General features: G+C 62.8%; 22 protein-coding genes. 17 read left to right on the forward strand and 5 right to left on the reverse strand.

Annotated elements, in window-relative coordinates; genetic code table 11:
* Both mfd and VKS22_04615 read right to left on the reverse strand, forming a co-directional pair.
* Complete coding sequence (gene mfd / locus VKS22_04610) at window positions 1-3,576, reverse strand: transcription-repair coupling factor (protein HLW69886.1); 3,576 nt, start codon at window positions 3,574-3,576, stop codon at window positions 1-3.
* A gap of 161 nt (window positions 3,577-3,737) precedes the next feature.
* Window positions 3,738-4,442, reverse strand: a complete 705-nt coding sequence (locus VKS22_04615) for a PDZ domain-containing protein (GenBank protein HLW69887.1) — start codon at window positions 4,440-4,442, stop codon at window positions 3,738-3,740.
* 198 nt (window positions 4,443-4,640) lie between these two features.
* Here VKS22_04615 and VKS22_04620 point away from each other — a divergent pair, with 198 nt between their 5' ends.
* From VKS22_04620 to VKS22_04670, 11 genes are all read left to right on the forward strand, one after another.
* Window positions 4,641-7,331, forward strand: a complete 2,691-nt coding sequence (locus VKS22_04620; GenBank protein HLW69888.1) for an SLBB domain-containing protein — start codon at window positions 4,641-4,643, stop codon at window positions 7,329-7,331.
* 6 nt (window positions 7,332-7,337) lie between these two features.
* On the forward strand, window positions 7,338-7,985 hold the full coding sequence (locus VKS22_04625) for a lytic transglycosylase domain-containing protein (GenBank protein ID HLW69889.1): 648 nt from the start codon (window positions 7,338-7,340) through the stop codon (window positions 7,983-7,985).
* A gap of 31 nt (window positions 7,986-8,016) precedes the next feature.
* On the forward strand, window positions 8,017-9,732 hold the full coding sequence (locus VKS22_04630; protein HLW69890.1) for a capsule assembly Wzi family protein: 1,716 nt from the start codon (window positions 8,017-8,019) through the stop codon (window positions 9,730-9,732).
* A 49-nt stretch (window positions 9,733-9,781) separates the two neighbouring features.
* Complete coding sequence (locus VKS22_04635) at window positions 9,782-11,005, forward strand: cytochrome P450 (GenBank protein HLW69891.1); 1,224 nt, start codon at window positions 9,782-9,784, stop codon at window positions 11,003-11,005.
* Between the two features lie 68 nt (window positions 11,006-11,073).
* Window positions 11,074-11,313 carry a hypothetical protein gene (locus VKS22_04640; protein ID HLW69892.1) on the forward strand — a complete coding sequence of 80 codons (240 nt, stop codon included), beginning with the start codon at window positions 11,074-11,076 and terminating at the stop codon, window positions 11,311-11,313.
* Window positions 11,314-11,655: a hypothetical protein gene (locus tag VKS22_04645; protein HLW69893.1), complete on the forward strand. Its 342-nt coding sequence runs from the start codon at window positions 11,314-11,316 to the stop codon at window positions 11,653-11,655. It begins immediately after the preceding gene.
* Window positions 11,656-11,743: 88 nt separating this feature from the next.
* On the forward strand, window positions 11,744-12,865 hold the full coding sequence (locus tag VKS22_04650) for an amidohydrolase family protein (GenBank protein ID HLW69894.1): 1,122 nt from the start codon (window positions 11,744-11,746) through the stop codon (window positions 12,863-12,865).
* Window positions 12,866-12,950: 85 nt separating this feature from the next.
* The gene (locus VKS22_04655) at window positions 12,951-13,862 is read left to right on the forward strand and encodes a hypothetical protein (GenBank protein ID HLW69895.1); all 912 of its coding nucleotides are present in this window, start codon (window positions 12,951-12,953) and stop codon (window positions 13,860-13,862) included.
* Window positions 13,859-14,815, forward strand: coding sequence for a hypothetical protein (locus VKS22_04660; GenBank protein HLW69896.1), 957 nt, complete (start codon window positions 13,859-13,861; stop codon window positions 14,813-14,815). The genes VKS22_04655 and VKS22_04660 overlap by 4 nt, the downstream gene beginning before the upstream one ends.
* Before the next feature lie 14 nt (window positions 14,816-14,829).
* Complete coding sequence (locus VKS22_04665) at window positions 14,830-15,747, forward strand: hypothetical protein (GenBank protein HLW69897.1); 918 nt, start codon at window positions 14,830-14,832, stop codon at window positions 15,745-15,747.
* 160 nt (window positions 15,748-15,907) lie between these two features.
* The gene (locus VKS22_04670) at window positions 15,908-16,750 is read left to right on the forward strand and encodes a TIGR03619 family F420-dependent LLM class oxidoreductase (protein ID HLW69898.1); all 843 of its coding nucleotides are present in this window, start codon (window positions 15,908-15,910) and stop codon (window positions 16,748-16,750) included.
* 158 nt (window positions 16,751-16,908) lie between these two features.
* On the opposite strand, the gene VKS22_04675 is transcribed toward VKS22_04670, so the two are convergent.
* The 3 genes from VKS22_04675 to VKS22_04685 form a co-directional block, all read right to left on the reverse strand.
* On the reverse strand, window positions 16,909-17,781 hold the full coding sequence (locus tag VKS22_04675; protein ID HLW69899.1) for an LLM class F420-dependent oxidoreductase: 873 nt from the start codon (window positions 17,779-17,781) through the stop codon (window positions 16,909-16,911).
* Between the two features lie 51 nt (window positions 17,782-17,832).
* Window positions 17,833-18,342, reverse strand: a complete 510-nt coding sequence (locus VKS22_04680; GenBank protein HLW69900.1) for a nuclear transport factor 2 family protein — start codon at window positions 18,340-18,342, stop codon at window positions 17,833-17,835.
* A gap of 147 nt (window positions 18,343-18,489) precedes the next feature.
* A complete protein-coding gene (locus VKS22_04685) occupies window positions 18,490-19,548 on the reverse strand; it encodes a trypsin-like peptidase domain-containing protein (GenBank protein ID HLW69901.1) in 1,059 nt (352 codons plus the stop codon).
* Window positions 19,549-19,580: 32 nt separating this feature from the next.
* On the opposite strand from VKS22_04685, the gene VKS22_04690 reads away from it, so the two are divergent.
* The 6 genes from VKS22_04690 (at window position 19,581) to VKS22_04715 (ending at window position 23,299) form a co-directional block, all read left to right on the forward strand.
* Window positions 19,581-19,991, forward strand: a complete 411-nt coding sequence (locus VKS22_04690) for a hypothetical protein (protein ID HLW69902.1) — start codon at window positions 19,581-19,583, stop codon at window positions 19,989-19,991.
* Window positions 19,992-20,041: 50 nt separating this feature from the next.
* Window positions 20,042-20,572: a hypothetical protein gene (locus VKS22_04695; protein ID HLW69903.1), complete on the forward strand. Its 531-nt coding sequence runs from the start codon at window positions 20,042-20,044 to the stop codon at window positions 20,570-20,572.
* Between the two features lie 115 nt (window positions 20,573-20,687).
* Window positions 20,688-21,224, forward strand: a complete 537-nt coding sequence (locus VKS22_04700; protein HLW69904.1) for an IS1595 family transposase — start codon at window positions 20,688-20,690, stop codon at window positions 21,222-21,224.
* Window positions 21,109-21,582, forward strand: a complete 474-nt coding sequence (locus tag VKS22_04705) for an IS1595 family transposase (GenBank protein HLW69905.1) — start codon at window positions 21,109-21,111, stop codon at window positions 21,580-21,582. The genes VKS22_04700 and VKS22_04705 overlap by 116 nt, the downstream gene beginning before the upstream one ends.
* 272 nt (window positions 21,583-21,854) lie before the next feature.
* Window positions 21,855-22,673 carry a hypothetical protein gene (locus VKS22_04710; protein ID HLW69906.1) on the forward strand — a complete coding sequence of 273 codons (819 nt, stop codon included), beginning with the start codon at window positions 21,855-21,857 and terminating at the stop codon, window positions 22,671-22,673.
* A gap of 98 nt (window positions 22,674-22,771) precedes the next feature.
* Window positions 22,772-23,299 (forward strand): DUF1326 domain-containing protein, encoded by a 528-nt coding sequence (locus VKS22_04715; GenBank protein ID HLW69907.1) that lies wholly within the window; start codon window positions 22,772-22,774, stop codon window positions 23,297-23,299.
* Window positions 23,300-23,427 lie beyond the last annotated feature (128 nt).

Raw genomic sequence — 23,427 nt, forward strand, 5'->3', positions numbered from 1 at the left:
TCAATTGGCGAGCGGCGCGGCGTCTGCCGATCGCCGCTCCAACTTTTCACAGGCCGCCAGCACCTGCAAGACGGCATCGATTTGCGCAAAAATCTGTTCATATTCGCCGAGCATAATGCGCACGATCACTTGATAGGCCGGGGTCAGGCGCATCGTCGCGCGATTGGCGTGGGCCAGTGCGACCAGCTTTTCCGTCTCGAGCGGGGCGTCGGGGTGGAACTTGATTTCGAGCTGATCGCCCTTGAGCAGAGCGCTCAAGATCATCAGGTCGCGCATCTGACGCCGCAGGTTCATCGCGGCGATGAGATTTTCGACCAGTGTCGGCACCGGGCCATAACGATCGCGCATCTCGTCGCGCAGTTCGTCCATCTCGGCCGCGCCGCCGGCGCGCGCGGCGCGGCGATAGAGCACCAGCCGTTCGTTCTCGTCCGGCACGAAGCTATCGGGTACGTACGCGGGAATGCCCAGCCGCAGCTCCGGCTCGAAGTCCGGGCGGATCGGCTCGCCACGCAGCTCGTGGATCGCCTGCTCCATCATCTCGGCGTAAAGCTCGAAGCCCACCGCGGTGATCTCACCGGATTGCTCTTTGCCGAGCAGGTTGCCTGCGCCGCGATGCTCGAGGTCGCGCATCGAGAGCTTGAAGCCGGTGCCCGCTTCGGCCTCGACCAGCTCGCGCAACGCGTCGATCCGGCGCTTGGCCTCGCGCGTGATAATGTGTTCGCCGGGAATCAGCAGGTAGGCATAGGCCTTGCGCTTCGAGCGCCCGACGCGGCCGCGCAACTGATAAAGCTGCGCCAGGCCGAAATGATCGGCGCGATTGATGATCATCGAGTTAGCGTTGGGAATGTCGAGTCCCGACTCGATGATCGCGGTGCAGACCAGCACGTTGATGCGATCCTCGATGAACTCGCGCATCACTTCCTCGAGCGCGTGCTCCTTCATCTGGCCGTGCGCGATGGCGATTTTGGCCTCGGGCACGAGAGCGCGTAGATGGCGCGCCATATAGTCGATATTTTCGACGCGGTTGTGCACGAAGAACACCTGGCCGCCGCGATTCAGCTCGCGGATGATGACGTCGCGAATCAGGGCGTCGTCGAAGTGGGCGACGAAGGTGCGAATCGCCTGGCGATCGGGCGGCGGGGTCTGAATCACCGAGAGGTCGCGTATCCCGAGCATCGCCATGTGTAGCGTGCGCGGAATCGGCGTCGCCGTCAGGGTGAGCACCTCGACCAGTTTGCGCAGGCGCTTGATGCGCTCCTTGTCGGCGACGCCGAAGCGATGCTCCTCGTCGATAATCAACAGTCCCAGCTTGGGAAATTCGACATCGGCCTGAAGCAGGCGATGGGTTCCGATGACGATATCGACGAGGCCCTTGCGCAGCTCCTCGATGACGCGGCGATTCTCCTTCAGCGAGCGGAAGCGCGAGACCATCTCGATCCGCACCGGATAGTCCTTGAAGCGGTTGCGGAAGTTGTTCCAATGCTGTTCGGCGAGCACGGTCGTCGGGGTTAACACCGCGACCTGCCGCCCGTCCATCGCACAGATAAACGCGGCGCGGAGCGCGACTTCCGTCTTGCCGAAGCCGGCGTCGCCGCAGATCAGGCGGTCCATCGGCTTGGGCCGCGCCATGTCGCGAATGACCTCGTCGATTGCGGCCTGCTGATCCGGGGTCTCCTCGAACTCGAAGCGCTCGGCGAAATCTTCGTAGTCGCGCCCCGGATGGAGAAAGGCATGGCCGTCGATGGCCTCGCGCGCGGCATAAATGTCGATCAGGTCGGAGGCCATCGCGAGCACGGCCTCGCGCGTGCGCTTTTTGACCCGATCCCACGAACCGCTGCCGAGCCGATCGAGCTTGGCCTCGGCGCCTTCGCCGCCGACGTAACGCTGCACCAGATTGATGCGCTCGACCGGGACGTACATGGTGTCGCTGCCGGCATACTCGAGGTTAAGAAAGTCGCCTTCGAGATCCGCCACCTTCATGTGTTTGAGCCCGCGATACTTGCCGATGCCGTGCTCGATATGGACGACCAGATCGTCGGGCCGGAGCTCCTCGAGATTGAGAAACGCGCCCTTGCCGCTGCTCTTGCGCGTCCGCCGCCGCGCCCGCGGCTCGCCGAAGAGATCCTCTTCGCTGTAGATGTACAAGCCGTCATGCTGCAAGACGGCGCCCGCGGCGATCTCGCCCTCCATGATGACCGGGCGGAAGTCAGGCCATTCGAGCAGTTGCGCGAAGCTCGGGCATTCCTGGTTAATTTCGAGGTCGTAGGCTTCGAGATGACGGCGCAACCGCGCCGCCTGATTGGCGCCCTCGACCACCATCAGGGCGCGTCCCTGCGAGCGCCGAATCTCCTTGAGCTCGACCGCCAGCGGCTCGAAGGAAGGCGCCGCGCGCGCGCCGGTCAGCTCGACCGCGCCCAGGCGCAGGCTCGGCTGCGATTTGATCTCGATGGGCAGCGCCCAGCCTTCGCGCGGCGCGGCGACCGTGATGAGCGATCCGGCCTCGACCGCGGTCATGGCGGAGAGCGCGCGCTCGAGCTCGTCGAGGCGCAGATACAGGGTCTCGGCAGCTGGAAAAAAGACTGGCTTGGCCTGCGCCGCCGCGGCCTCCGCTTCGATCCGTTCGGCCAGCCGCTCGGCCTCGGCGAGGATGCGGCCGGGTTCAAGCATCCACGCCACCGTCTGCTCCGGGATGTAATCGAAAATCGATTGCAGCCCGCTGTCGTAGAGAAAAGGCGTCAGCAGTTCGACCCCGGGAAAAAGCAGGCCGTTCTCGAGCGTTTCGAGCAGCTCGCCGGTCTCCTTGCGCACCATCCCGATCTCCGCGCAGCGGATCGCGACACGATCGCTTAGTTGCTTTTCGCGCAAGGCGGCCGCTGGAACGTAGCGCGTGCGAATGATCGTCGCTTCTTCGACCTCGCCTAGCGAGCGCTGGCTCGCCGCGTCGAAGTGACGAATCGAGGTTACCTGATCCTCTTCCAGCTCGAAGCGCACGGGATTGTGATGAAGCGGCGAAAAAACGTCGACGATGCCGCCGCGCACGCTGAAATCACCCGGCTCCTCGGTTTGCGGCACGCGCTGATAGCCCATGCCGCCGAGCGCATCGACGAGCGCGTCAAGATCGAGCCGATCGGCGAAAGTAATGCGAAACACCGATTGCTCGAAGGCCGCCCGCGGAATCGTTCGCATCATCAGGGCTTCGATCGAAGTCACGATCGTGGGTTCCGGCGTGCGGGTCAAAGCGTAGAGGGCCGCGAGCTGCGCGGCCTGGAGATCAGATGGGGGTGAGACCTGAGCGAACGGACGCAACTCCCAGGTGGGCAAGAGATGGAGGCGGCTAGTGGCGGCGTCGGCGGCGGGCGGCTGATCGAGAAAGAAAGCGAGATCACCCGCCAAGGCCTCGGCCTGCGCCGCGAGCGGAGCGATCACGACCAGCGGCCGATTCAAGGTCAGCGCGACCTCGCGGATCATCAAGGCGTTGGCGGCGCCCTTGAGTCCCATCACGGGAAAGCGCCTCTCAGCGCTGCGCTCGATGCGCGCCTTAAGCTCGCTCGCCGCTTCCTTCAGGCTTCTTTCCACGAACCTCTATAAAAGGGCGTATATAATAAGGACGCACGAATACATCGGCACGCCGTGCGACCCGACGCGGGCGACCCGCGAAGGATTTCGATAACCTGCCGATGACCCAGCGATTATAGCAGACGTGACACCGGTGATTCGCGATCGCGAATATCCGCGGATCAGTTTGTGTCGCCGGCGGTATGCGTGGCGTCCGGACTGCCCTCGGCGAGGCCATCGGCGGCGTCGTGCGGGCGGCCGAGCTTGATCGGCACCTTCAGGGTTTCGTGTATGCCATCCTGATGGAATCTGACCACGGTCAGGTAGATCGTGTCGCCCGGCTTGAGCGGCGCGAGCGCAGTTTCGAGCGCGCCGGTGCTATCGACGCGATTATCGTCGATCGCGACAATCAAGTCGCCGTCGGCGCCCAATTTGCCGGCCTTCTTGAGCAAGGGCATAAGTATCAGATTGAGCGGCGCCATCATCTCGCCCGCGGTGGCGCCGCTGGCGCCCATCTTGGTGACCGCGCCCTGTCCGCGCAGTCCGGCTTTCTCGGCCGGACTATCGGGGTCGACGCGGACGACCTCGAGGCCATGAACCTCAGCGCCGGGCGTGTCGTCGGATTCGATATACTGCACTGACACCCCGAGATACGGCAGATTCGCCGGCGGGGCGGGCTGCTCTTCGCTCGCGGGCGGTGGCGGTTCCGCTGCGCGCTCATCGAGTTGGTCAGCAGGTGGCGCGGGCGGTTCGGCCACTGTCGGAGTCCGTACGATCCGTGGCGGCAGCTCGAGGGCGCTGTCGGTCTGCGCGCGCACCGGGTCGCGCGCAAAGAGTAGGATAGCCACGCCGAGCATCGAGGGCGCGATTCTCTTCCTCAAGCTCATCGGGTTTCTATTTTAGCTGTCCGCCGCGTCGTCTTTAAACCGGCGGATTTGGCGCTTCTGCTCAAGGGCTGGTCGCGTTTCAATATCGCGGCGCTCTTGTTTATACTCCCGACCGGGGATTACCCTGCAAACCGGGCGGGATCGCTCTCGAAGCGTCCCACTGACTGCGAAACCAGCTAAGGCGAGGCCGGCGTGCGAATGCGTTGCACACATCTGACGATTATTCTTGCGTTCTTGGCCGGGTTGGCGCTTGTGCCTGGGCGGCTCGCCGCTCAAACCGACACCGGCTCGAACCCCGACACCAATGGGCTCGAGGGGGCGCAATCGCCGCAACTTGACGAGCAGGCGGCGCGCTTCGGTGTGATGCCGAGCCAGACCGCGCAGATCAAGCAGGCCATCCAGCAAAACAGCCTGACCGGCGCACAGCTCACGGCGATGTGCGCCGGCGTCAGTCAACGCCATTTGTCGCCCGCCGATGTCGAATCCGCGGCCTCTTCACTCGGTATCTCGGGGGCGCAACTTGACCAGCTCAAGCAATGCACCAAGCCCGGAGCTGGTCAGCCCTCGTCGGCGTCTCTCGCCAGACCGCAGGGCGCGAACTCCGATAATGCTGCCCTAAATGATCAGACAATCCCGCGGACGCCGGGGCCGGAGTCATCGATCGAGGCCAGCTTCCGCCGTCTCGCCAATCCTGACAATCAGGTTGAGCCGCCGAGTCCGGCGCATCTCGAGCAGTTCGGCTATTCACTCTTCTCGTCTAAAGTCTCGACCTTCGCACCGGTCGACAGCGCGCCCGTGAGCGACGACTATGTGATCGGTCCGGGCGACCAGCTCAACGTCCTGATGTGGGGCCGGGTCAATCAGACCCTCCATCTCGACGTCCAGCGCGACGGCTCGCTGATGTTGCCCCAGCTCGGGCCCATTCAGGTGGCCGGCCTCAATTTCGCCCAGGCCAAACACCTCATCGAGGATAAGGCCGGAAAGATTACCGGGGTTCAGGTTGATGTGACGATGGGCCGGCTGCGCAGCATCCAGGTTTTTGTCATCGGCCAGGTCAACCATCCGGGACTGTTCACCGTAAGTTCCTTGTCGCACGTCTCCAATGCGTTGGTGGCGGCGGGGGGTATCAGTAAGATCGGCAGCCTGCGGCGCGTCGAGTTGCGGCGCAACAATCAACTGATTCGGGTCATCGACCTTTACGCGCTCCTGATGCGCGGTGACACCTCTGCCGACCTCCAGCTCGAGCCGCGCGACGTCATCTTTGTCCCGGTCATCGGCCCGGTCGTCGCGATTTCCGGCAATGCGAAGAGCCCGGGGATTTACGAATTGATCGGCGGTGAAAGCCTGCAACGCGCGCTGGCGCTGGCGGGCGGCGTCGGCGCCTTCGGTTATAAGCAGCGGCTCCAGGTCGAGCGCGTGCAAAACCATGAACGCAACGTCGCGTTGGATACTTCCCTTGGCCGCCTCTCCAGCGTCTCGCTCCGTGTCCAGGATGGCGATCTGATCAAGATTTTCGGCGTGCTCCCCGATCAGGACAACATCGTCAAACTCAAAGGCAACGCGCGGCGGCCCGGAACCTACCAATGGCGCGCGGGAATGACGGTCTCGGATTTGATCGCAAATGGTGAAGGCGTCGCGGATCATACCTATTTTGATTACGCCCTGATCAAGCGCGTCGAGGGCCCGGATCGCCGGGTGCACTTCCTGCCGGTCAACCTTGGGGTGGCTTTGCACGACGGCGGCGTCGATGCGCAGGACCTCAAGCTGCGCCCGCGCGATGAACTGACTATCTACAGCGAATACGACCTGCAGGACCTGCCCGCGGTCACCGTCGAGGGCACCGTGCGCAGACCCGGCCGCTATCCGCTCTCCGCCGGCATGAAGTTGAGCGACCTCATTTATGAAGCTGGCGGGCTCAAGGAGGAGGCCTACCAGGAGCGCGCGCAGTTGGTTCGCTCCTACGTCGCTAACGGTGCGGACACCCAGTTCCTTTACATCGATGTCGATTTGCGTACGGCGCTCGAACCTAACAGCAGCAACGATCCGCCGCTCACGCGCGGCGACGATCTCCTCATCCAGGAGGCCTCGAACTGGCATCTGCCCTGGCGCGCCGTGGTCGCCGGGCAAGTAGTCAGGCCCGGACCGTATCCGATCGCCGAAGGCGAGCGGCTCTCCGTGCTGCTCAGACAGTGCGGCGGCTTCAAACCCAACGCCTTTCCGTTCGGCGCGGTTTTCGTCCGTCAATCGGTCAAACAGTTGCAGCAGGAGGAGCTCGACGCCGCCCGCACGCGACTGCAGAAGGATGTCGCGCGGCTCTCTCTGATGCCGCAACAGGCTGGCGGGAAGGAGCCCACCAGCGACGCCTTGACCGCGATCCAGAGCGTGCTGAACCAGACCGTTAGCACGCAGGCGGTCGGGCGTATCGCGATCAACCTTAATTCTGCCGGGCAGACCGCTAACTCGTCCAGCGACATCGTGCTCGAAAATGGCGACCGCCTGGATATTCCGGCGCAACCGATTTCAGTCCAGGTTCTGGGCGAGGTCTATAACCCCAACGCGATCGTCTATCAGCCCGGCCTCACCGTCGCCGATTATCTGAACCGCGCGGGCGGTCCCACCGATGAGGGCGACGCTGATCACATCTATGTCGTGCAGGCCAACGGCGATGTTCTGACCGACGAGGGTGTCCGTCAGTCCGGCAAAAATCGTTTTTTTCCGCTGATCTCGAGCGGCTTGATGGGCAAGCGGCTCGGTCCCGGCGACACGATCTATGTTCCCGAAAAATTGATCTACGTCAGTGGTCTGCAATATGCCACGGACATCACGCAAATCGTCGCCAACAGCGCGACCGGGCTGGCCGTCCTCGGCATCCTCGGGAGCTCGCTGTAGGATTCGATGAGCCGGATAGCGATCTTAGCGGGCCTGATGCTTGGCGCGAGCCTGCTCGCGTGCGCGGCGATGGCGCAGCCGCCGGATCGCGCGGCCGCCAGATGTCGCATCGATGCGGACCGGCTGTGGTTCGTCACCGCCGCCGCCGCGGACCTCGTCGGGGTCGACCCCGACCTCCTCACGGCGATCGCGTGGGTCGAATCGCACAATTGCGACCGCGCGGTTTCCCCGGCCGGCGCCGCGGGCCTGATGCAACTGATGCCTGAAACGGCCGCGCGTTTCGGGGTCGTCGATACTTTTGATCCGGCGCAAAGCGCGCTCGGCGCGGCCAGATTTCTCGCCGAACTTGAGGGCGGCGCGAACGGCGATCGACCGCTCCCTCTCGCGCACCTGCTTGCCGCCTACAATGCCGGTCCGGGCGCCGTCGAGCGCTATGGCGGCGTTCCTCCGTATGCGGAAACCCGGCACTACGTCCGCGCCGTCCTGATGCTCTATCTGGCGGGGCTCAAGTCGCCGCCGCCGGCGTCGGGTACCGCCGCCCCGGCCGCATCTTCGGCGGCGCCCCACCATGCCAGTGACGACGAAGAAATCTTCACGCAACTGTGCCGCATCCGCAGCGCTCGCGCTCGTTCGCAATCGGCAGCGATGCCTTGAAGCCGCCGCTCGGCGCTTTATCGAGATTGATTTGAGCAACTTCCTGCGTCGCCTGATTTCACTCAAATGCTTGCTCGCGTTAGCCCTGGCGAGCTGGCCGGCTGTCGCACGCGCCTCAACCTACGTCGTCTTCATCCCGCTCGACAGCCCGGTCTATGAGGAACTCGACACCCTCAACGGCCTCGGCTACCTCGATACCTGGCTCAACGAAATCAAACCGATTAGCCGAGTCGAGGCCGCGCGCTTAGCGCTCGAAGCCGAAGGCAACGTCGAACAGTCAGCCGCCGCCGATCCGCTCGCACAAGAACTTGTCCGTAACCTGCGTCTCGAATTGCACGATGAAGTCGGCTGGCTCGAGAACAACGTCGAGGATCAACTCCCCTCGATGGCCTATCCGATCCAGCGGGTCGAAACCCAGCTCCTCTACTCGCGCGGCGAGCAACGTCAATGGCGCACCAGTAATACCGCGGTCAAGAGCGACGCCGGCATCAACGCCGAGGAGTCCACCCCCCTGCTGCCCTACAACGACGCCATCCAGACGGCGACCGGCGGCAATGAGATCGTGCGCGCCTCCGGCTGGGCGGGCTACGGCGGCTTTCTCACCGCTTACGCCGAGGGCGCCGCGGCCGGCCCGCTCTCACGCAACATTAAAAACAACAGCCGCCTGCAGCTACTGGGTAGCGGCGGCGTGCTGAGCTGGGGCAACCTCGCGATCTCCCTCGGCACCGACGAGATGTGGTGGGGTGCTGGCCATTTCGGACCGCTGGCGCAGGGCAACGCGGCTTCGCCCTTCCCGGCCGGGCGCATCCAGTCCATCCATCCGACGCTGTTGCCGGGCTTCTTGCGCTATCTGGGACAATTTCGCTTTCAGGGCTTCTTCGGCCAGCTCAACAGCGAGCGCTACTTTTCACATCCCTGGATCGACGGCCAGATCTTCAGCTTCAAGCCGCTGCCGAACTTCGAGTTTGGCTTCACCCATACAATCATGTTTGGTGGCTCGCATAACAATAATTACAGCACCCTCGGCTTCATCGGCCGCGCCACCGGCTTCGCGACCGGCAGCGTGTCGAGCGGCGATACCAACTCGCGCGGCGGTATCTATCTGAAATTCCGAATCCCTAAACTGCGCAATCTGGAGGTCTACCAGGAGATTCTCGGCGAAGACAATCTCACCAACGAAGTCGCCGGCATAGGCCGCTTCCTGCCGTTCCTCGCGGTCTCCTATCAGGGCGGATTCTATCTGCCGCGCCTCACCGCCGATGGCTTGACCGACTTCCGTTTCGAGTATGCCCTGCTCGAGCCGAACTATTCCACCCACGGCGACTCGCTCTACTGGACCTATGACGGCCAACTTATGGGCAACGCCCTCGGCCCCAATGCCACTGAGGTGGATTTGCAGATCGGACGCTGGTTCAATGTCGATAAAAAGCTCTCCAACAAAATTTCCCTCGACCTGTTCTATACCGAACAGGCGCCCGGCTATGGCTCGAACTATTCCTACCCGGCGAGGTTCTATCCCTACACCCTGGGCAAAGAGCATAGCGGCGGCCTCGCGATCGATCTGTTTCATCTGCCGGCGCCGCTAGGCTTCGGCAGAGGCGCGGCCAGTGTGCTCAGCGGAATCTCCGGGCGGGCGGGCGTCGAGTACGTCAGCGATCTGAACTATCGCGCCAATTCGCACTCGGTGCGGCTGCTGCTTATGCTCTCGAGCACGCTCGAGCCGCCGTGGCATTGGCAGGGGCAGTAATCGCCGCGAAGCCGCTCCGCCCGCCCGTCGATTGATCGAGGATCGCGCCATGACGCTCGACGAAGTTGATCTCAAAAACCCCGACCTCTACCTCGCTGGCGTCCCGCACGAGCTCTTCACGCGCCTGCGCCGCGACGATCCGGTCCACTGGAATCCCGAGCCTGATGGGCGCGGCTTCTGGTCTATTACCAAATACGACGACATCGTCGCGATCTCGAAAAATCCCGCGGTCTTCTCGTCGGCGCGCGCCCATGGCGGCCATCGCATCTTCGACGAGAACGTGGTTGGCGTGGCCGGCCTCGGAGCCGAGGAGACCGCCGCCCCGATGATCAGCATGGATCCGCCGGAGCACAACCGCTTCCGCCGGATGCTCTCGCCGACTTTTTCGCCGCTGCGCCTCAAGCCCCTCGAGGAGCGGATTCACGAGCGCGTCTGCGCCATCCTCGATCGTCTCGGCGCGCGCCACGAGTGCGAGTTTGTCACTGACATTGCTGCCGAGCTGCCGGTCCAGATGCTCGCCGAGTTGCTCGGCGTGCCGCAGGAGGATCGCCTCAAGCTCTTCGACTGGTCCAATTCGCTGATCGCCGAGGACGACCCCGAGCTGCGCAAAAGTCCCGAGGCTACCGCCCGCGACGTCGCCGCGATGATCGACTATTCGGCGCGTCTCTGGGACCAGCGGCTGGCGCATCCGGGCAACGATCTCATCAGTATGCTCGTGCACTCGCAGACCCCCGACGGCGAGACGATGAGCAAGGAGCAGTACCTCGGCACGTTCATCCTGCTGGTCGTCGCCGGCAACGAGACGACGCGCAACTCGATCTCCGGCGGTGTGATCGCGCTGGCGCAGTTCCCCGACGAGCGCCGCAGGCTGGCCGCGAATTCCGGGCTGATGGCCACCGCGGCCGCCGAGATCGTCCGTTACGTCAGCCCCATCATGCACATGCGGCGCACCGCGATCGCGGACACCGAGCTGCGCGGCAAGCAGATCCGCGCCGGCGACAAAGTCATCCTCTGGTACCCCTCGGCCAATCGCGACGAGGAGATTTTCACCGACCCCTTTCGTTTCAACGCCACCCGCGCCGAGCTTCCGCAGCTCGGCTTCGGCACCGGCCAGCACTACTGTCTCGGCGCGCGGCTGGCCGAGATGCAGTTGCGGCTCTTCTTCACCGAGTTCTTGCGACGCTATCCCAACGCTGAACCGGTCGGGCCGATCCGCCGGATGCGCTCGAACTTCGTCGCCGGTATCAAGGAGATGCCCGTCCGCCTGCACTGACGGCTCGGACTTGACGGCTGCTGAAACTCGATCGAGAATCGCGGCCCCACCCGGAGAGGAGTGACGCGATGCGGATCAAGGGAGTTTCACACGAAGACGCCGCGCCGACCGTGCAGCTGATTTACCAGAAGAGCACCGAGGCGTTGGGGCGCGTTCCCATCCCCGTGACGGCCTTCGCGCACTGCCCGGAGATCGCCGAGGCCTACTCGGCACTGACCGGCGCGCTCACGCGAGGATTGGGTGTCGAGTCGCGGCTCAAAACGCTCGCCTGCATCCGCACAGCGCAGATCGTAGGATGCCCTTTCTGAGTGGACATCAACTCTGCCGTAGGCAGAGCCCAAGGCATCACCGACGAGCAGCTCGCCGAGCTGCACGCGTTCGAGCGCAGCGTCTTCTTCGACCCGCGCGACAAGGCCATTCTTCGCTATGCGGAAGGGATGACCAGCACGCCGGCCGACGTCAGCGAAACCGTGTTCGACGGGCTCAAGGCATATTTCGCGACGCCTCAGATCGTCGAACTGACGGCGATGATTGCCTTCGAGAATCTGCGCGCACGCTTTAATCGCGCGCTCCACGTCGAGAGCGACAGCTTCTGCGCGCTGCCGATCGATCATCCGGTCCGCCGAGCAACTCCGCCTCTAAAGACTTAACTTGTGAGAGGGCCGGAGCCGTTCCTTGACGAGCGGCCTGCGATAGCGCTTCACTGACCCCGTACACCTAATCGGGAGGTCGCACGCGATGGCCCGTATTATCGACGCCGACGGTCATATCGTCGAGCCGCGCAAGCTCTGGGAAGAGTATGTCGAGCCCGAATTCCGCGACCGCGTAATCCAGATTCGCCGCGCGGCCGGCGGCGCCGACGAGTTCTGGGTCAACGATGAACGCCGCCGCGCGCCCGGGGACTCGATCGTCGCCGCGGTGATTCCCGGCGGCTACCTCGATACCGAACGCACCCGCACTGCGGCCTGGGAGGATATCCTGCCGGCGAGCTGGGACCCTCACGAACGGGTTAAGGTGCTCGACGCCGAAGGCATTGACGTCTCCTTTTTGTATCCTTCATTCTACCTTTTGTATGGCGATCTCGAGGAGCCGCGGCTCGCCGTCGCCGCCTGCCGGGCCTACAACAACTGGATGGCGGATTTCTGCCGCCCCCATCCCAAACGGCTCTTCGGCGTCGCCGCGATGCCGCTGCAGGACGTCGACGCCGCCGTCGCCGAGATGCGCCGCGTGGTCAAGGAACTCAACTACAAGGCGGTCTTCATCCGCCCGAATCCGTTCAATCATCGCCGCCTGTGCGACCCGGCCTACGACGTTTTATGGCGCGAGGCCCAGGAACTTGATATCCCTGTGGCGATCCATTCGAGCTTCGGCACCAAGATGCCCGCGCTCGGGGCCGACCGCTACCTGAGCGACACCTTCGCCTTCCACATGGTCTGCCATCCGTTCGAGCAGCAGGCGGCTTGCATGGACGTCATCTGCGGCGGCGTGCTCGAGCGCTTCCCGCGCTTGCGCATCGCCTTTCTCGAGGCGGGCGTCGGCTGGGCGGGCTATTGGCTCGATCGCATGGACGGTCACTACGAGAAGATGGGTCCGATGGCGCCGTGGCTCAAAAAGCGCCCGACCGAATACTTCATGGAGAATTGTTACCTCTCGCTCGATCCAGACGAGCGCACCCTCGCCGCGATGTGTGCACTCGGGCTCGATCGCAACATTCTCTGGGGCTCCGATTTCCCGCACTTCGATTGCACCTATCCGGGCGTCGTCAAGCAGGTCGAGCGGGCGCTGGAGACGCTGTCGGAGGAGGCGCGTCACAACATCATGACGGCGAACCCGGTCCGCTTTTACAAGCTCGACGGATGAGCACGAAAATGACGCGCGGCGACAAATATTGCACAGAAGATTATCGCTGGCCCGCAATCCGTTAATCTGATTATTATGCGACACCGTGTTTTCGCGCCTCCGCTTTACACTGGGCGCTGCCGGGGCACTGATACTTGCTTTATGCGGGACCCGCGCCGCCCTCGCTCAGCCGCAATCGCTCTATCTCACCGATGCGCCGGTTTGGCTGCACTACTTTTGCGATAGCACGGAGCCTAATCCCAACGGCTCGGTTTCAGTCCAGGGAGCCCACTGCTATTCAAGTCTGACGATTCCCACTGGGGCCACCCTCGCGGTGACCGACAAGGTCTCGTTGCCCGGCGCGGCGCGCGATCTGCCGCGCGGAGAAATTCTCGCCTTCGTCAACGGCGCCTGCACGATTGCGGGCACGATCGCGGCCGGCGCGTTTATTGATGAGAGCGGTAACGGCGGCGGCTCCGGTGGTGGCGGCGGCAGCGGAGCGCCTTCGCATACCAGCGGCGTTAACGGCGCAGATTCGGTCGTCTTCGGGACCGCGAATATCGTTACTGCCGCGACCGGCGGCCTCGGCGGCGGCACGAGACGCAGCGTTAACCAACCAGGCGCGCCGGGGTCAACTCCGACCGCGGCGTCGCAGAAATTCATCTGGGGCGGCGCGATAACCTACGGCGTAATCGGCGGTTCGATCGGCGGCGCGGGCGGCAATTCCGGCGGCGCGGCCGGGCTAGGCGGCGGCGGCGTGGGGCTGGTCTGCGCCTCGATAAATTTCACCGGCGCGATCGACGTCAGCGGCGGTGACGGCCTGAATGCCCCGTCCGGCAGCAGTGGCGGTGGAGGCGGCGGCGGTGGTGGCGGCGTCGTCCTGATGGCGACGCCGAGTTACGTCGCGAATACCGGCTCGATCATCGTCGATGGCGGCGCGGCCGGGAACGGCGCCGGCGGTGGGCTGGTCGGCGGGGCCGGCGGCAAGGGCTGGTTCAAGCAATTCACCTTGCAATGAACGCGCACATTCATAGAACCTGGCGCAGTCTGATAACGACCGCCGCGTTCGCCGGTTGCGCGATCATGTTGGGCGCAGCGCTGCTGCACGCGAGGCCAACTGCGGCGCCCGCGCAGACCACGCTCTTTCTCACCGACGCCCCGAGCTGGACCCATTATTTTTGCGACAGCTCCGAAGCGGACCCCGATGGTTCTGCATCGCTCCAGGGAATCCACTGCTACCCAAGCCTGACTGTGCCGCTCGGCGCGGTACTGACGGTCACCGGCGCGGCGAGTTCAGTCGGCGTGCCGGCAGATTCCCCGCGCGGAACCCTGCAGGCGCTGGTCAACGGTCCCTGCACGATCGCGGGTGAGATCGACGCGGCCGCGGTCCAGAGCGGCGTTGGCAACGGCGGCGGCTCCGGCGGCGGTGGCGGTGGCGCGGCAGCCACCGACGCGGGTTCAGCGGGTGGCGTATCCAATCTGTTCGGAACTTTCCGCGTTGCGGTCGCCGCGCAAGGCGGCCTCGCGGGAGCGATCGCGGCCGCAGGCAAGATGGGCTCCACACCCACAACCGTTACGCAAAGATGGATCTGGAATACCGCGTCCACACTCGGCGTCCTCGGTGGTGGCGCGGGCGGGAACGGCGGCGCGGGACGCGGCGTCGGGGGAACCGGCGGCGGTGGTGGCGGAGGCGTCGCCCTCGCCTGTAATTCGATTAACTTCACCGGCGCGATCAACGTCAGCGGCGGCGACGGCGGCGCGGGCGCCGCGGGCGGAGGCGGTGGTGGCGGCGGGGGCGGCGGCGTCGTGATTCTCGCGACGCCCACTTACGTCGCCAACTCGGGCGTCACTCTCGTCAACGGTGGGACTGGCGGCGCGGGCAGCTCAGGCGCCGGGGCGGGCGGTCCTGCCGGTTCAGGTTGGTCAAATTTCTTTACGCTGCAGGCCGCCACTGCGGACAAGACAAGATGACGCGCAGGCCAACGATGAGGAAGCTCGCGTTTGCCCTGGCGGCATTTCTGGTCGCGCGTGCGCCCGTAGCCCGCGCGGCGGGACTCGCCCTGACCGACGCTCCCGACTGGATGCATTATTTTTGTGACAGCTCGGAGCCTGATCCCGACGGCTCCGCCTCACTCCAGGGGGCACACTGCTATCCGCGCCTGACCGTGCCCTCTGGCGCGACGATCACCGTCACGAACACCTCCTCCGTGTCGGGAGCCCCGGTCGATCTGCCGCGTGGCGAGTGGCTTGCCTTCGTCAACGGCCCGTGTACGATCGCCGGAACGATCAACGCTGCGGCAAATAATGGCGGCTATTCCAACGGCGGTGGTTCGGGCGGTGGCGGTGGCGGCGCAGCCACCACTGGTTCAGGACACTATGCGGGCGATAGCGACATGTTTGGCGGACCCGCCAGCATTCTGGCCGGCCGCGCCTTGCACAATCCTGATTTCGCCGTGATGCAGCTCGCGGCCGGCGGCCTCGGTGGCGCGCCCGGACTCGCCGGCGGCAACGGCAGCACGCCTACCGCGGTCGCGCAGCGATGGGTCTCGACCGTCGCCGACAAGGTTGACCTCGGTGGCGGTGGCGGCGGCAATGGTGGCAAAGGTTCCGCCCTCAAATCTATCGCCGGCAACGGCGGCGGCGCGGTCGTCCTGATCTGTGCCGATTTAATTAGCTTTACCGGCACGATCGACGTCAATGGCGGCAACGGCGCAGCGGGCACATCGGGCGGTGGCGGCGCCGGCGGCGGTGGCGGCGGGGTCGTCCTGATGGCGACGCCCGACTACGTCGCGAACACCGGCACGATCCGTCTCAATGGCGGCGCCGGTGCCGCGGGCGATACCGGCGCAGGGCCCGGTGGCAACGGCGCAGCCGGCTGGATAAAACTCTACACCCTGCACTAAAAGCCGTGCGCGAGCCGCAGGTAGCAGCAGCATCATCCGTTACCGAGCGACCGCTCGACCGCAAAACGGCGCGACTTCCGAGCAGCGACACAAATTGTTTCGCGCGAAACATTGCACGTGTGAGCCTGCAAGAGCGCGTACCCTCGGAGCGGTGAAAGAAATGAAGTACGGATTGTTCGGGATGAACATGCGGCCGTGCGTGACGCCCGAGGCTATCGCGGCGGTGGCGCGCGCCGCCGAAGCTGCCGGCTTCGACAGTTTCTGGGGCGGCGAACATCTCGCGCTGGCTGATCCACATACCGCCTCGTCGCCGATGCCGCCGGAGACCGTTTTCGTTGATCTCTGCGCCACGATCGCTTTTGCCTCTGCGCATACGCGCACTCTGCGCTTCGGCACCGGCATCATGCTGCTGCCGCTTCGGAATCCGGTCGTGCTCGCGAAGCAAATCGCGTCGGTCGATGTGATCTCTGGCGGTCGGCTGATTTTCGGCGTCGGCATCGGCAACCTCGAATTCGAGTTCGAGGCGGTTGGAATGCCGTTCGATCACAAGGGCTGGCGCGCCGAAGAGGCGATCGCCGCGATGCGGGCGCTATGGTCGATGGAGCGCGCCGAGTTTCGCGGACGTTATTTCTCGTTCGGCGGAGTCCGTGCGGAACCTCGTCCGCTGCAAAATCCGCATCCGCCGATTATCTTCGGCGGTAAGTCCGCCTACGCCTTTGGCCGCACGGCGCGCGTCGGCAACGGCTGGTACGGCTATGGACTCGATCTCGCAGCCGCGGCTATTTGCGTCGGCGGCCTGCGCGCCGCCTGTCTCCGCCACGGCCGCCGTTTCGACGAGCTCGAAATCAATCTCACGCCGACGGGCGAACTCGATCGCGAGCAGTCGCGGCGCTACGAGGATCTCGGAGTTCACCGCCTGATTCTGCCGCCGCGCGGCCGGACGACCACAGAGACCCTCGGCGCGATCGCGGATGCCCAGCGCACGCTGCTCCGTTACGTCTGAATTTTTGCGGCTTCGGTTAGGCAGACCCGCGCGCAAAGTGCTTCGCGCGATCCGTTCGGCAGGCAATCGAGCAAAAACGCGACAACGGAGCGGCGTGCTGCCCGGACGGTGAAAACGCGACAACGGAGCGCGGACTATCCAGACGGTGAGACCGACGGTTATGGAGTTTTGGCGGCAGCCTCGACCACCGGCGCGAGGCTGCGGACCGCCGCGACGCCGTCGCCGGTCACCGTGCCCGCCGCTGCGATCACCAGTCGGCTGACTCCCGCCTCGGCATACTGCTTCATCACGTCGGCGGTTGGCGGGGCGCCGCCCATCAGCAGCACCGAGAACTCGAGCTTCGCCGGGTCGCGTCCGAAGTCGCGCGCCATGCTCCGGATGCGCGGGATACAGTCGCGCGCCTGCTCGACGGTCAGCCCGCCGGGGCACCAGCCGTCGGCATAGCGGGCGACCCGCTTCAGCGCGTGTTTTGGATCGTGTGCGCCGAGCAGGATCGGCGGTCCGGGCTTCTGCAACGGTTTGGGCCCGAGCTTGAGCGGCGGAAACTTGATGATCTCGCCGTCGTACGCCACGTTGTCTTGGCTCCAAAGCAGGCGCAGCGCCTCAACGCTTTCGCGCAGATGCCGCCAGCGCCGTTTGAAATCCACGCCCATCACGGCGGCTTCTTCAGGAAACCAGCCGGCGCCGACGCCGAGAATCAGCCGCCCGCCGGAGTAAAAGTCGATCGAGGCGGTGGCCTTCGCGGTCGCGATCACATTGCGTTCCGGCAGCAGGCAGATACCGGTGCCGAGCTTGATCCGTGACGTCGCGCTCGCGGCAATCGCGAGCGCGACGAAAGGATCGATCAGTCGCGCATAGAACTCGGGTACCTTGCCGTCCTTCGAGCGCGGATAGTAAGTCGAATAGTTAGTCGGCAGGCATAGATGCTCGGCGACGAAAAATGATTCGCAGCCCACTTCTTCGGCCGTGCGCGCCAGCGTGCCGGGATTCCCCGATTGTTCAGTCAGAAACGCCAGCACCCCGAGCTTCATACATTACCTACTGATTATTCAATACTCACTGATTACTCAGTCGAACTCCAGCTAGCTGACCTTGGCCGCCATGTCGGGCTTGCCGGTCGCCGGATCGACGGGGACCGAGACGTGTGAATGAATTACTTTCCAGACGCCGCCTTCTTTGCGATAAACATCGGTCACGCGGAAGTTGCCCTCCTGCGCCTTGCCGTCCTTGCCCTTCCAGGTGAAGTGCTGAACGCTATACGCCACGCCCATTTTGCCGTCGGTCACAACCCCGATGTCGAGAAATTCGCCTTTGACGTCGCTGGCGTTATTGAAGAAGTTGTCGAGGTCGGCGTGCACCGCCTTGGCGCCCTTGTACTCCGCGGGGGGAACGAAGTCGAAGAAGACGATGTTCTTCCCGTCGTAGTATTTCATGACTTCGTCAGCGTTGCTGGCGTCCATGATTTTCTGTTCGTCGCTCTTGATCGCCGCCTCGTCTTTGGCGTTACTCGCGGCGTTTGCCGAGGCTCCGAGGCCGAGCGCGAACATGCTCGCGATGAGGGCCGCGCCGATCGTTATTCCAGACTGCTTCATGGTGCTCTCCTTCAGGCTCAGGTTTGGTCCATAGGCCACCTGAAATAGCGGGGCCCGCCCTTGCCGAACGGGATGGAGTATTGCACTCGCGTCCGAAAATGCAATCGGGCGTACGTTAGGTTCGCGGCTCGTCGCGGTGCCTTAATCCTAACGCAGCTCGCGGACTCGCCTGCCCGGCTCCGCTGCGCTCCGCCTGGCGTCGGGAACGATCGTGAGCGTCAGCTTTTCGGTGCGGCGCAGCAGTACGAGCTCGAGACGGGTATCGATCCGATCTGCAGTGAGTAGCCGCTGCAGGTCGTCAATGCCGGCGATGGGACTACCCGCCAGAGCGACCACGATATCGCCGGGCAGAAGTCCCGCGCGTAGCGCTGGGCTGTCAGGCTCGACTGCCGCGACGGTTACGCCGCTGCTCGCCGGCAGTTGATGGAAACGCGTCACGCGGCGCTGCAACTCAGTGTTGTGACCGGCGATGCCGATATAGGCGCGGACGATGCGGCCATCGCGAATGAGGCGGGCCGCGATGAGCTTCGCGGTGTTGATCGCGATTGCGAAGCAGAGTCCCTGCGCGGACATGATCGTCGCTGTGTTGATGCCGATCACCGCGCCGAGTGAATTGACCAGGGGTCCGCCCGAGTTGCCGGGATTGAGCGCGGCGTCGGTCTGCACGACGTTGTCGATCAACCGACCGGAGCGCGCTCGCAGTGAACGGCCGAGCGCGCTGACGACGCCTGCGGTGACAGTGCATTGAAAGCCATAGGGATTGCCGATCGCGACGACCAGTTGGCCGACGCGAATCCGCTGCGAATCGCCAAGCTGCGCCGCCGGCAGGTCGTTGCCGATGACGCGGATTACCGCGAGGTCGGTATCGGGATCGTCGCCGATCAGCGTTGCGCTCATCCGCTTGCCGTCGTTGCCGGTGACGCTGATCCGCGCCGCGCCGTGCACGACGTGACTGTTGGTCATGACGTAGCCGTCCGGCGTAAAGACGACACCCGAGCCGCTACCGCGCGGACTCTCAGTGCCGGCGCGGCCGGCGCCGAAGACTTCGAGATTAACGACCGACGGGCTCACCGCCTCGGCGGCGCGCATCACGGCCTGCGAATAGGCGTCGAAGGTCGCGGCTTCGTCAGGCTCGCGGTCTGGTGCGGAATCGGCGGTCTGCGGCTCGTGGGCCGCATCATCGACCAGCGGTAGTTGTACTTTCATGCGGGATACTCCTGCGGGTTAATGTAATCATCGTGTCAAGCGTGGTTGGGATGCATCTGTGTCGCGGCAACTTCCGCTCGCGCTGGCTCGCCGCGGGCGGCTATGAGGCCGTCGCCGAGCGGCTGTTCAATGAATGCGCCGTCGATGGCTTCTTACTCGAGTACGACGATCCACGCGCCGGCGGCTTCGAGCCATTGCGCTTTATGCCCAAGGATAAGTTCGCGGTCCTCGGTCTGGTGAGCACCAAGACGCCGGTGCTCGAAGACACGGGCGCAATCGGGCGGCGGATTGACGAGGCTGCGAAATTCGTCCCGCTCGAGCAACTCGCACTGAGCCCGCAGTGCGGATTTGCCAGTACGGTCGGCGGCAATCTGTTGAGCGCCGGGGATCAGCAGGCGAAGCTGCGCCTCGTGGTCGAAACCGCGAAGGCGGTGTGGAAGTGAGCGAAACGAAACACTCAAGCAAAGGGGGTTCTTGAATGATACCGGACCCGGTGAAAGTCGCCGCCATCAATGCAACCCTGCTAGGTATATGGTCCGGAATCGGCGCAATTCGTCTATCCCGCATATTCGATTCGCTCAAAGAGAGCGATAAAAACTTATTGACAGCTGAATTCAAGCTTCGACGGGGGCTAGAAACCCTGACCCCAATAATCGGCCTTAGCCTACCAAGCGAATATTTTTACAGCGAGCAAAGCGATTTTCGACGACTGGCTGAGAAACTTACTAATCTTATGTCAGGAGTGGAAATTAAGGGGACCGTTGATGAGCGAGGTGCAGAAGTACTGAGGCTTATTTCCGCTATTTCTGGTCAATATCCATTCCCCAACAGGATGAAATACGAGCAAGGCAAGACCCTATTCGAAATGGAAACGATGGATATTCACTTTCGAGATAAGGGTAAAGTGATTAATCGCATCGATGACATAATTTGGCTCGAAGGCAAGCTTGTTACCACTATTGCACTGTTCCCGCAGCTCATTGACTCTTTCATGGCAGGGCCAGAAAAGGCGTGGCGTGGGTGAGTCAACTACTCCCAAAACTGTCTCGGAGTGCTGAATCTACTTTGGACATCGAAAGGCTTATTAGGAAATGTTACGGTACTTGACAGTGCTCTGATTCGGTGGTAGATTTCTATGCATGATGACCTTCCAAGCATTCATGGCGACGTTTCCCGACGAAGCTGCTTGCAGCCAATTTCTCAAAGACCGGCGATGGCCTGACGGTAAGGTCAAATGTCCGCGTTGCGGAAACGAAAAGGTCTACACGCTCAAGCAAGCCTTCAAGTGGCAGTGCCAGAGCGCGACGTGCGGTAAGAACGGCTATCGGTTCTCGGTGCTGGTCGGGACTATCTTCGAGAATACCAACGTCCCGCTCGTAACGTGGTTTAAGGTTCTCTACACCATGTTGCAGAGCAAAAAGGGCGTTTCGTCCCGCCAGCTTCGCCGGACGTTCTTTGGCGAGCGTTCCTCTCTGCATACCGCTTGGTACGTCGGCCATCGGCTCCGCGCCGGTATGCGGGATGATGATTTCAAGCAGCTTATGGGTATCGTGGAAGTCGATGAGACTTTCATCGGCGGCAAGGACAAGAACCGGCATTGGGACAAGAAATCGCACGTCTGGCGGAATCGGCTCCGGCAAGGTGGGCGTCATCGGAGCCATCAGTCGGAAGGGTAACGTGGTTTGCCAGATCATCGAGAATACGGACGCCAAAACCCTTAACCGCTTCGTGCGCAAGGCCGTCAGCGACCGCGTAAGCCTCGTCGCAACCGATGATCATCGCGGTTATGACTATCTGCAAGCGGCGGGCGGGTTGCCGCACGAAGCCGTCAAGCATTCCGAGAATGAGTACGTGCGCGGCGAAGTCCATACCAACAACATCGAAAGCTTTTGGGCGCTGTTCAAGCGCGGAGTCATCGGCGCCTATCACAACGTCAGCAAGAAGTATCTGCCCCTGTACCTGAATGAGTTTCAGTTCCGCCACAACAACCGGAAGAATCCCGACATTTTCGGCGAAGCTATAGCAGGATGCTGAAGCGTCCGAACTGGCGGATGCTTCTGCATCACGCGGCCAGAAAGCAGGTTCAATTGAACCTAAGATTCCCGAGGGCGAGAAGCCATGCCTAAGACGAAGCATGCGCAGAAAATCATTTTCTTCTACTGCTACACCTGTAAGGACTACGAATTGAAAACGAACCCGCACTATCGGAGTCAGAAGGCCCGCTTCGCGCGACGGCGACGCAAGGAACGCGATATATCTGTGAAAGCTGGCTAGCATCATGCGTGCTAAGCGCTGGCTACATTGGTTTGCCATTCTTCGTGGTTGGATTAGCCTTCTTACTGACCATTGCTCACTCACTCCTAGAGCCAAGTGAGCCCGCGAGCCGCAATTACAAACGCCACTTCCCAGAGGCTACCGCCTACAAGCAAGACACTGACACCGATTCCGCCGCGATGATCGGCGCCCCAGATCATCAAGCCAGCTCCGGTCAGAATGAGGGTCAGAGCAATGATGATTCTCTCTGGCTTATCCTCTTTACTGGAATCGCGGCCGCCGCGACTGGCGCGATCGCGATATTCAATTGGCAGTTGGTAGGCGTGACTCGCGAAATGGTTAAAGCGACCGGTCTTGCTGCCGAAGCCGCTCGCCTCGCTCTTCACGTCAACCGGCCATACCTGATGGTAGTGGGAATGACGCCACTCGCCCTGATGAGCGAAGTACTCCATGTGCAAGAGCCAATCTCGCGCCTGACGATCAACCTGCACAATGTTGGAAGTAGTCCTGCTGAATTGACCGAAATCCTTGCAGGTTCTTGGAAATTCGACTGTGTGGCGGATATGACCGAGCCAAGATGGGAGCGTCTGATTCACGCGCCCCAAGACATCGCCCGCTCGGTCTTGGCCGTCGGCGGTGAACTTGACCCTATTCGCATAACAATCCACTGGACTGAAGAGCATATGGCGAGCGTCAATTGCGGAGCGAAGCGCGTTGCCATCTACGGAGTAGTTCGATATCGCAGCGGTCCGAAGGAATCGTACTACACTCGCTTTTTCTACTGGTTCTCCCCATTGACTAGGCCGGAGCTTCAGAAAGCCGCCAGCGAGGAATTGAATGAGCGCGCATAGCACTAACGTTAGAGCACCGGCCTGTCCGAGCCAGAATAGCAGGCGCGGCAGTACTGTCAAGTACCGTAACATTCCCCTTTATAGGGAGGTAGCCGCCAATGACTCAGCAGGTCCCCTGGCATATTTCGGCCGACTACATGGAGTCATGCAATTGTGATTTCGGGTGCCCATGCAATTTCAGCGGTTTGCCATCCGGTGGGCGCTGCGAGGCGCTGGTCGGATATCACATCCGCCAGGGAAACTACGGTGATGTGAACCTTGGCGGGGTCGATTTCATCCAGACGGAATCGTGGCCGCGCGCGATCCACGAAGGTAATGGAACCGGTGGCGTGTACATCAGCGACAGGGCTAGCGTCGAACAACGCTCCGCTATCGTTGAGATTGCCTACGGACGCGCTGGCGGTGATGGACCGTTCGCGATTTTCGCTGCAACCTGGCGCCAAGTCCTGGAACCGCAATTCGTTCCTATCGAGATGAGCGTGGATGGTAAGCGCAGCCGTTTCTCCGTTCCCGGTGTGCTTGAAGTCCATCTGACTCCGCATCTCGACTCGGTTTCCGGCAAGGAACAGGAGAAGTTCAGATACTTCTACCGGATGGCTTTATATGGAAAACGGCGCAGGCGGTGAAGACGATCACGATGCGAATTCTGAGTCCGAGCCTGAATTTCGACTACTCCGGCAAGAACGCTTTCTACCCGGTAGTTGAATATAGCGGGCCTTAGATAGTCCACTCCCTGTTTGAAAAGGGAGAACGT

The organism is Candidatus Binataceae bacterium (assembly GCA_035308025.1).
GTDB lineage: Bacteria > Desulfobacterota > Binatia > Binatales > Binataceae > JAJPHI01.

What these genes read in the sequence shown, in the direction of transcription:
- VKS22_04615 (HLW69887.1), bottom strand. Translation starts at nt 4,442, where the DNA reads ATGAGCTTGAGGAAGAGAATCGCGCCCTCGATGCTCGGCGTGGCTATC.
- VKS22_04675 (HLW69899.1), bottom strand. Translation starts at nt 17,781, where the DNA reads ATGAAGCTCGGGGTGCTGGCGTTTCTGACTGAACAATCGGGGAATCCC.
- VKS22_04685 (HLW69901.1), bottom strand. Translation starts at nt 19,548, where the DNA reads ATGAAAGTACAACTACCGCTGGTCGATGATGCGGCCCACGAGCCGCAG.
- VKS22_04700 (HLW69904.1), top strand. Translation starts at nt 20,688, where the DNA reads ATGATGACCTTCCAAGCATTCATGGCGACGTTTCCCGACGAAGCTGCT.
- VKS22_04665 (HLW69897.1), top strand. Translation starts at nt 14,830, where the DNA reads ATGAGGAAGCTCGCGTTTGCCCTGGCGGCATTTCTGGTCGCGCGTGCG.
- VKS22_04625 (HLW69889.1), top strand. Translation starts at nt 7,338, where the DNA reads ATGAGCCGGATAGCGATCTTAGCGGGCCTGATGCTTGGCGCGAGCCTG.
- VKS22_04715 (HLW69907.1), top strand. Translation starts at nt 22,772, where the DNA reads ATGACTCAGCAGGTCCCCTGGCATATTTCGGCCGACTACATGGAGTCA.
- VKS22_04640 (HLW69892.1), top strand. Translation starts at nt 11,074, where the DNA reads ATGCGGATCAAGGGAGTTTCACACGAAGACGCCGCGCCGACCGTGCAG.
- VKS22_04705 (HLW69905.1), top strand. Translation starts at nt 21,109, where the DNA reads ATGAGACTTTCATCGGCGGCAAGGACAAGAACCGGCATTGGGACAAGA.
- VKS22_04670 (HLW69898.1), top strand. Translation starts at nt 15,908, where the DNA reads ATGAAGTACGGATTGTTCGGGATGAACATGCGGCCGTGCGTGACGCCC.
- VKS22_04620 (HLW69888.1), top strand. Translation starts at nt 4,641, where the DNA reads ATGCGTTGCACACATCTGACGATTATTCTTGCGTTCTTGGCCGGGTTG.
- VKS22_04650 (HLW69894.1), top strand. Translation starts at nt 11,744, where the DNA reads ATGGCCCGTATTATCGACGCCGACGGTCATATCGTCGAGCCGCGCAAG.
- VKS22_04635 (HLW69891.1), top strand. Translation starts at nt 9,782, where the DNA reads ATGACGCTCGACGAAGTTGATCTCAAAAACCCCGACCTCTACCTCGCT.
- VKS22_04680 (HLW69900.1), bottom strand. Translation starts at nt 18,342, where the DNA reads ATGAAGCAGTCTGGAATAACGATCGGCGCGGCCCTCATCGCGAGCATG.
- VKS22_04660 (HLW69896.1), top strand. Translation starts at nt 13,859, where the DNA reads ATGAACGCGCACATTCATAGAACCTGGCGCAGTCTGATAACGACCGCC.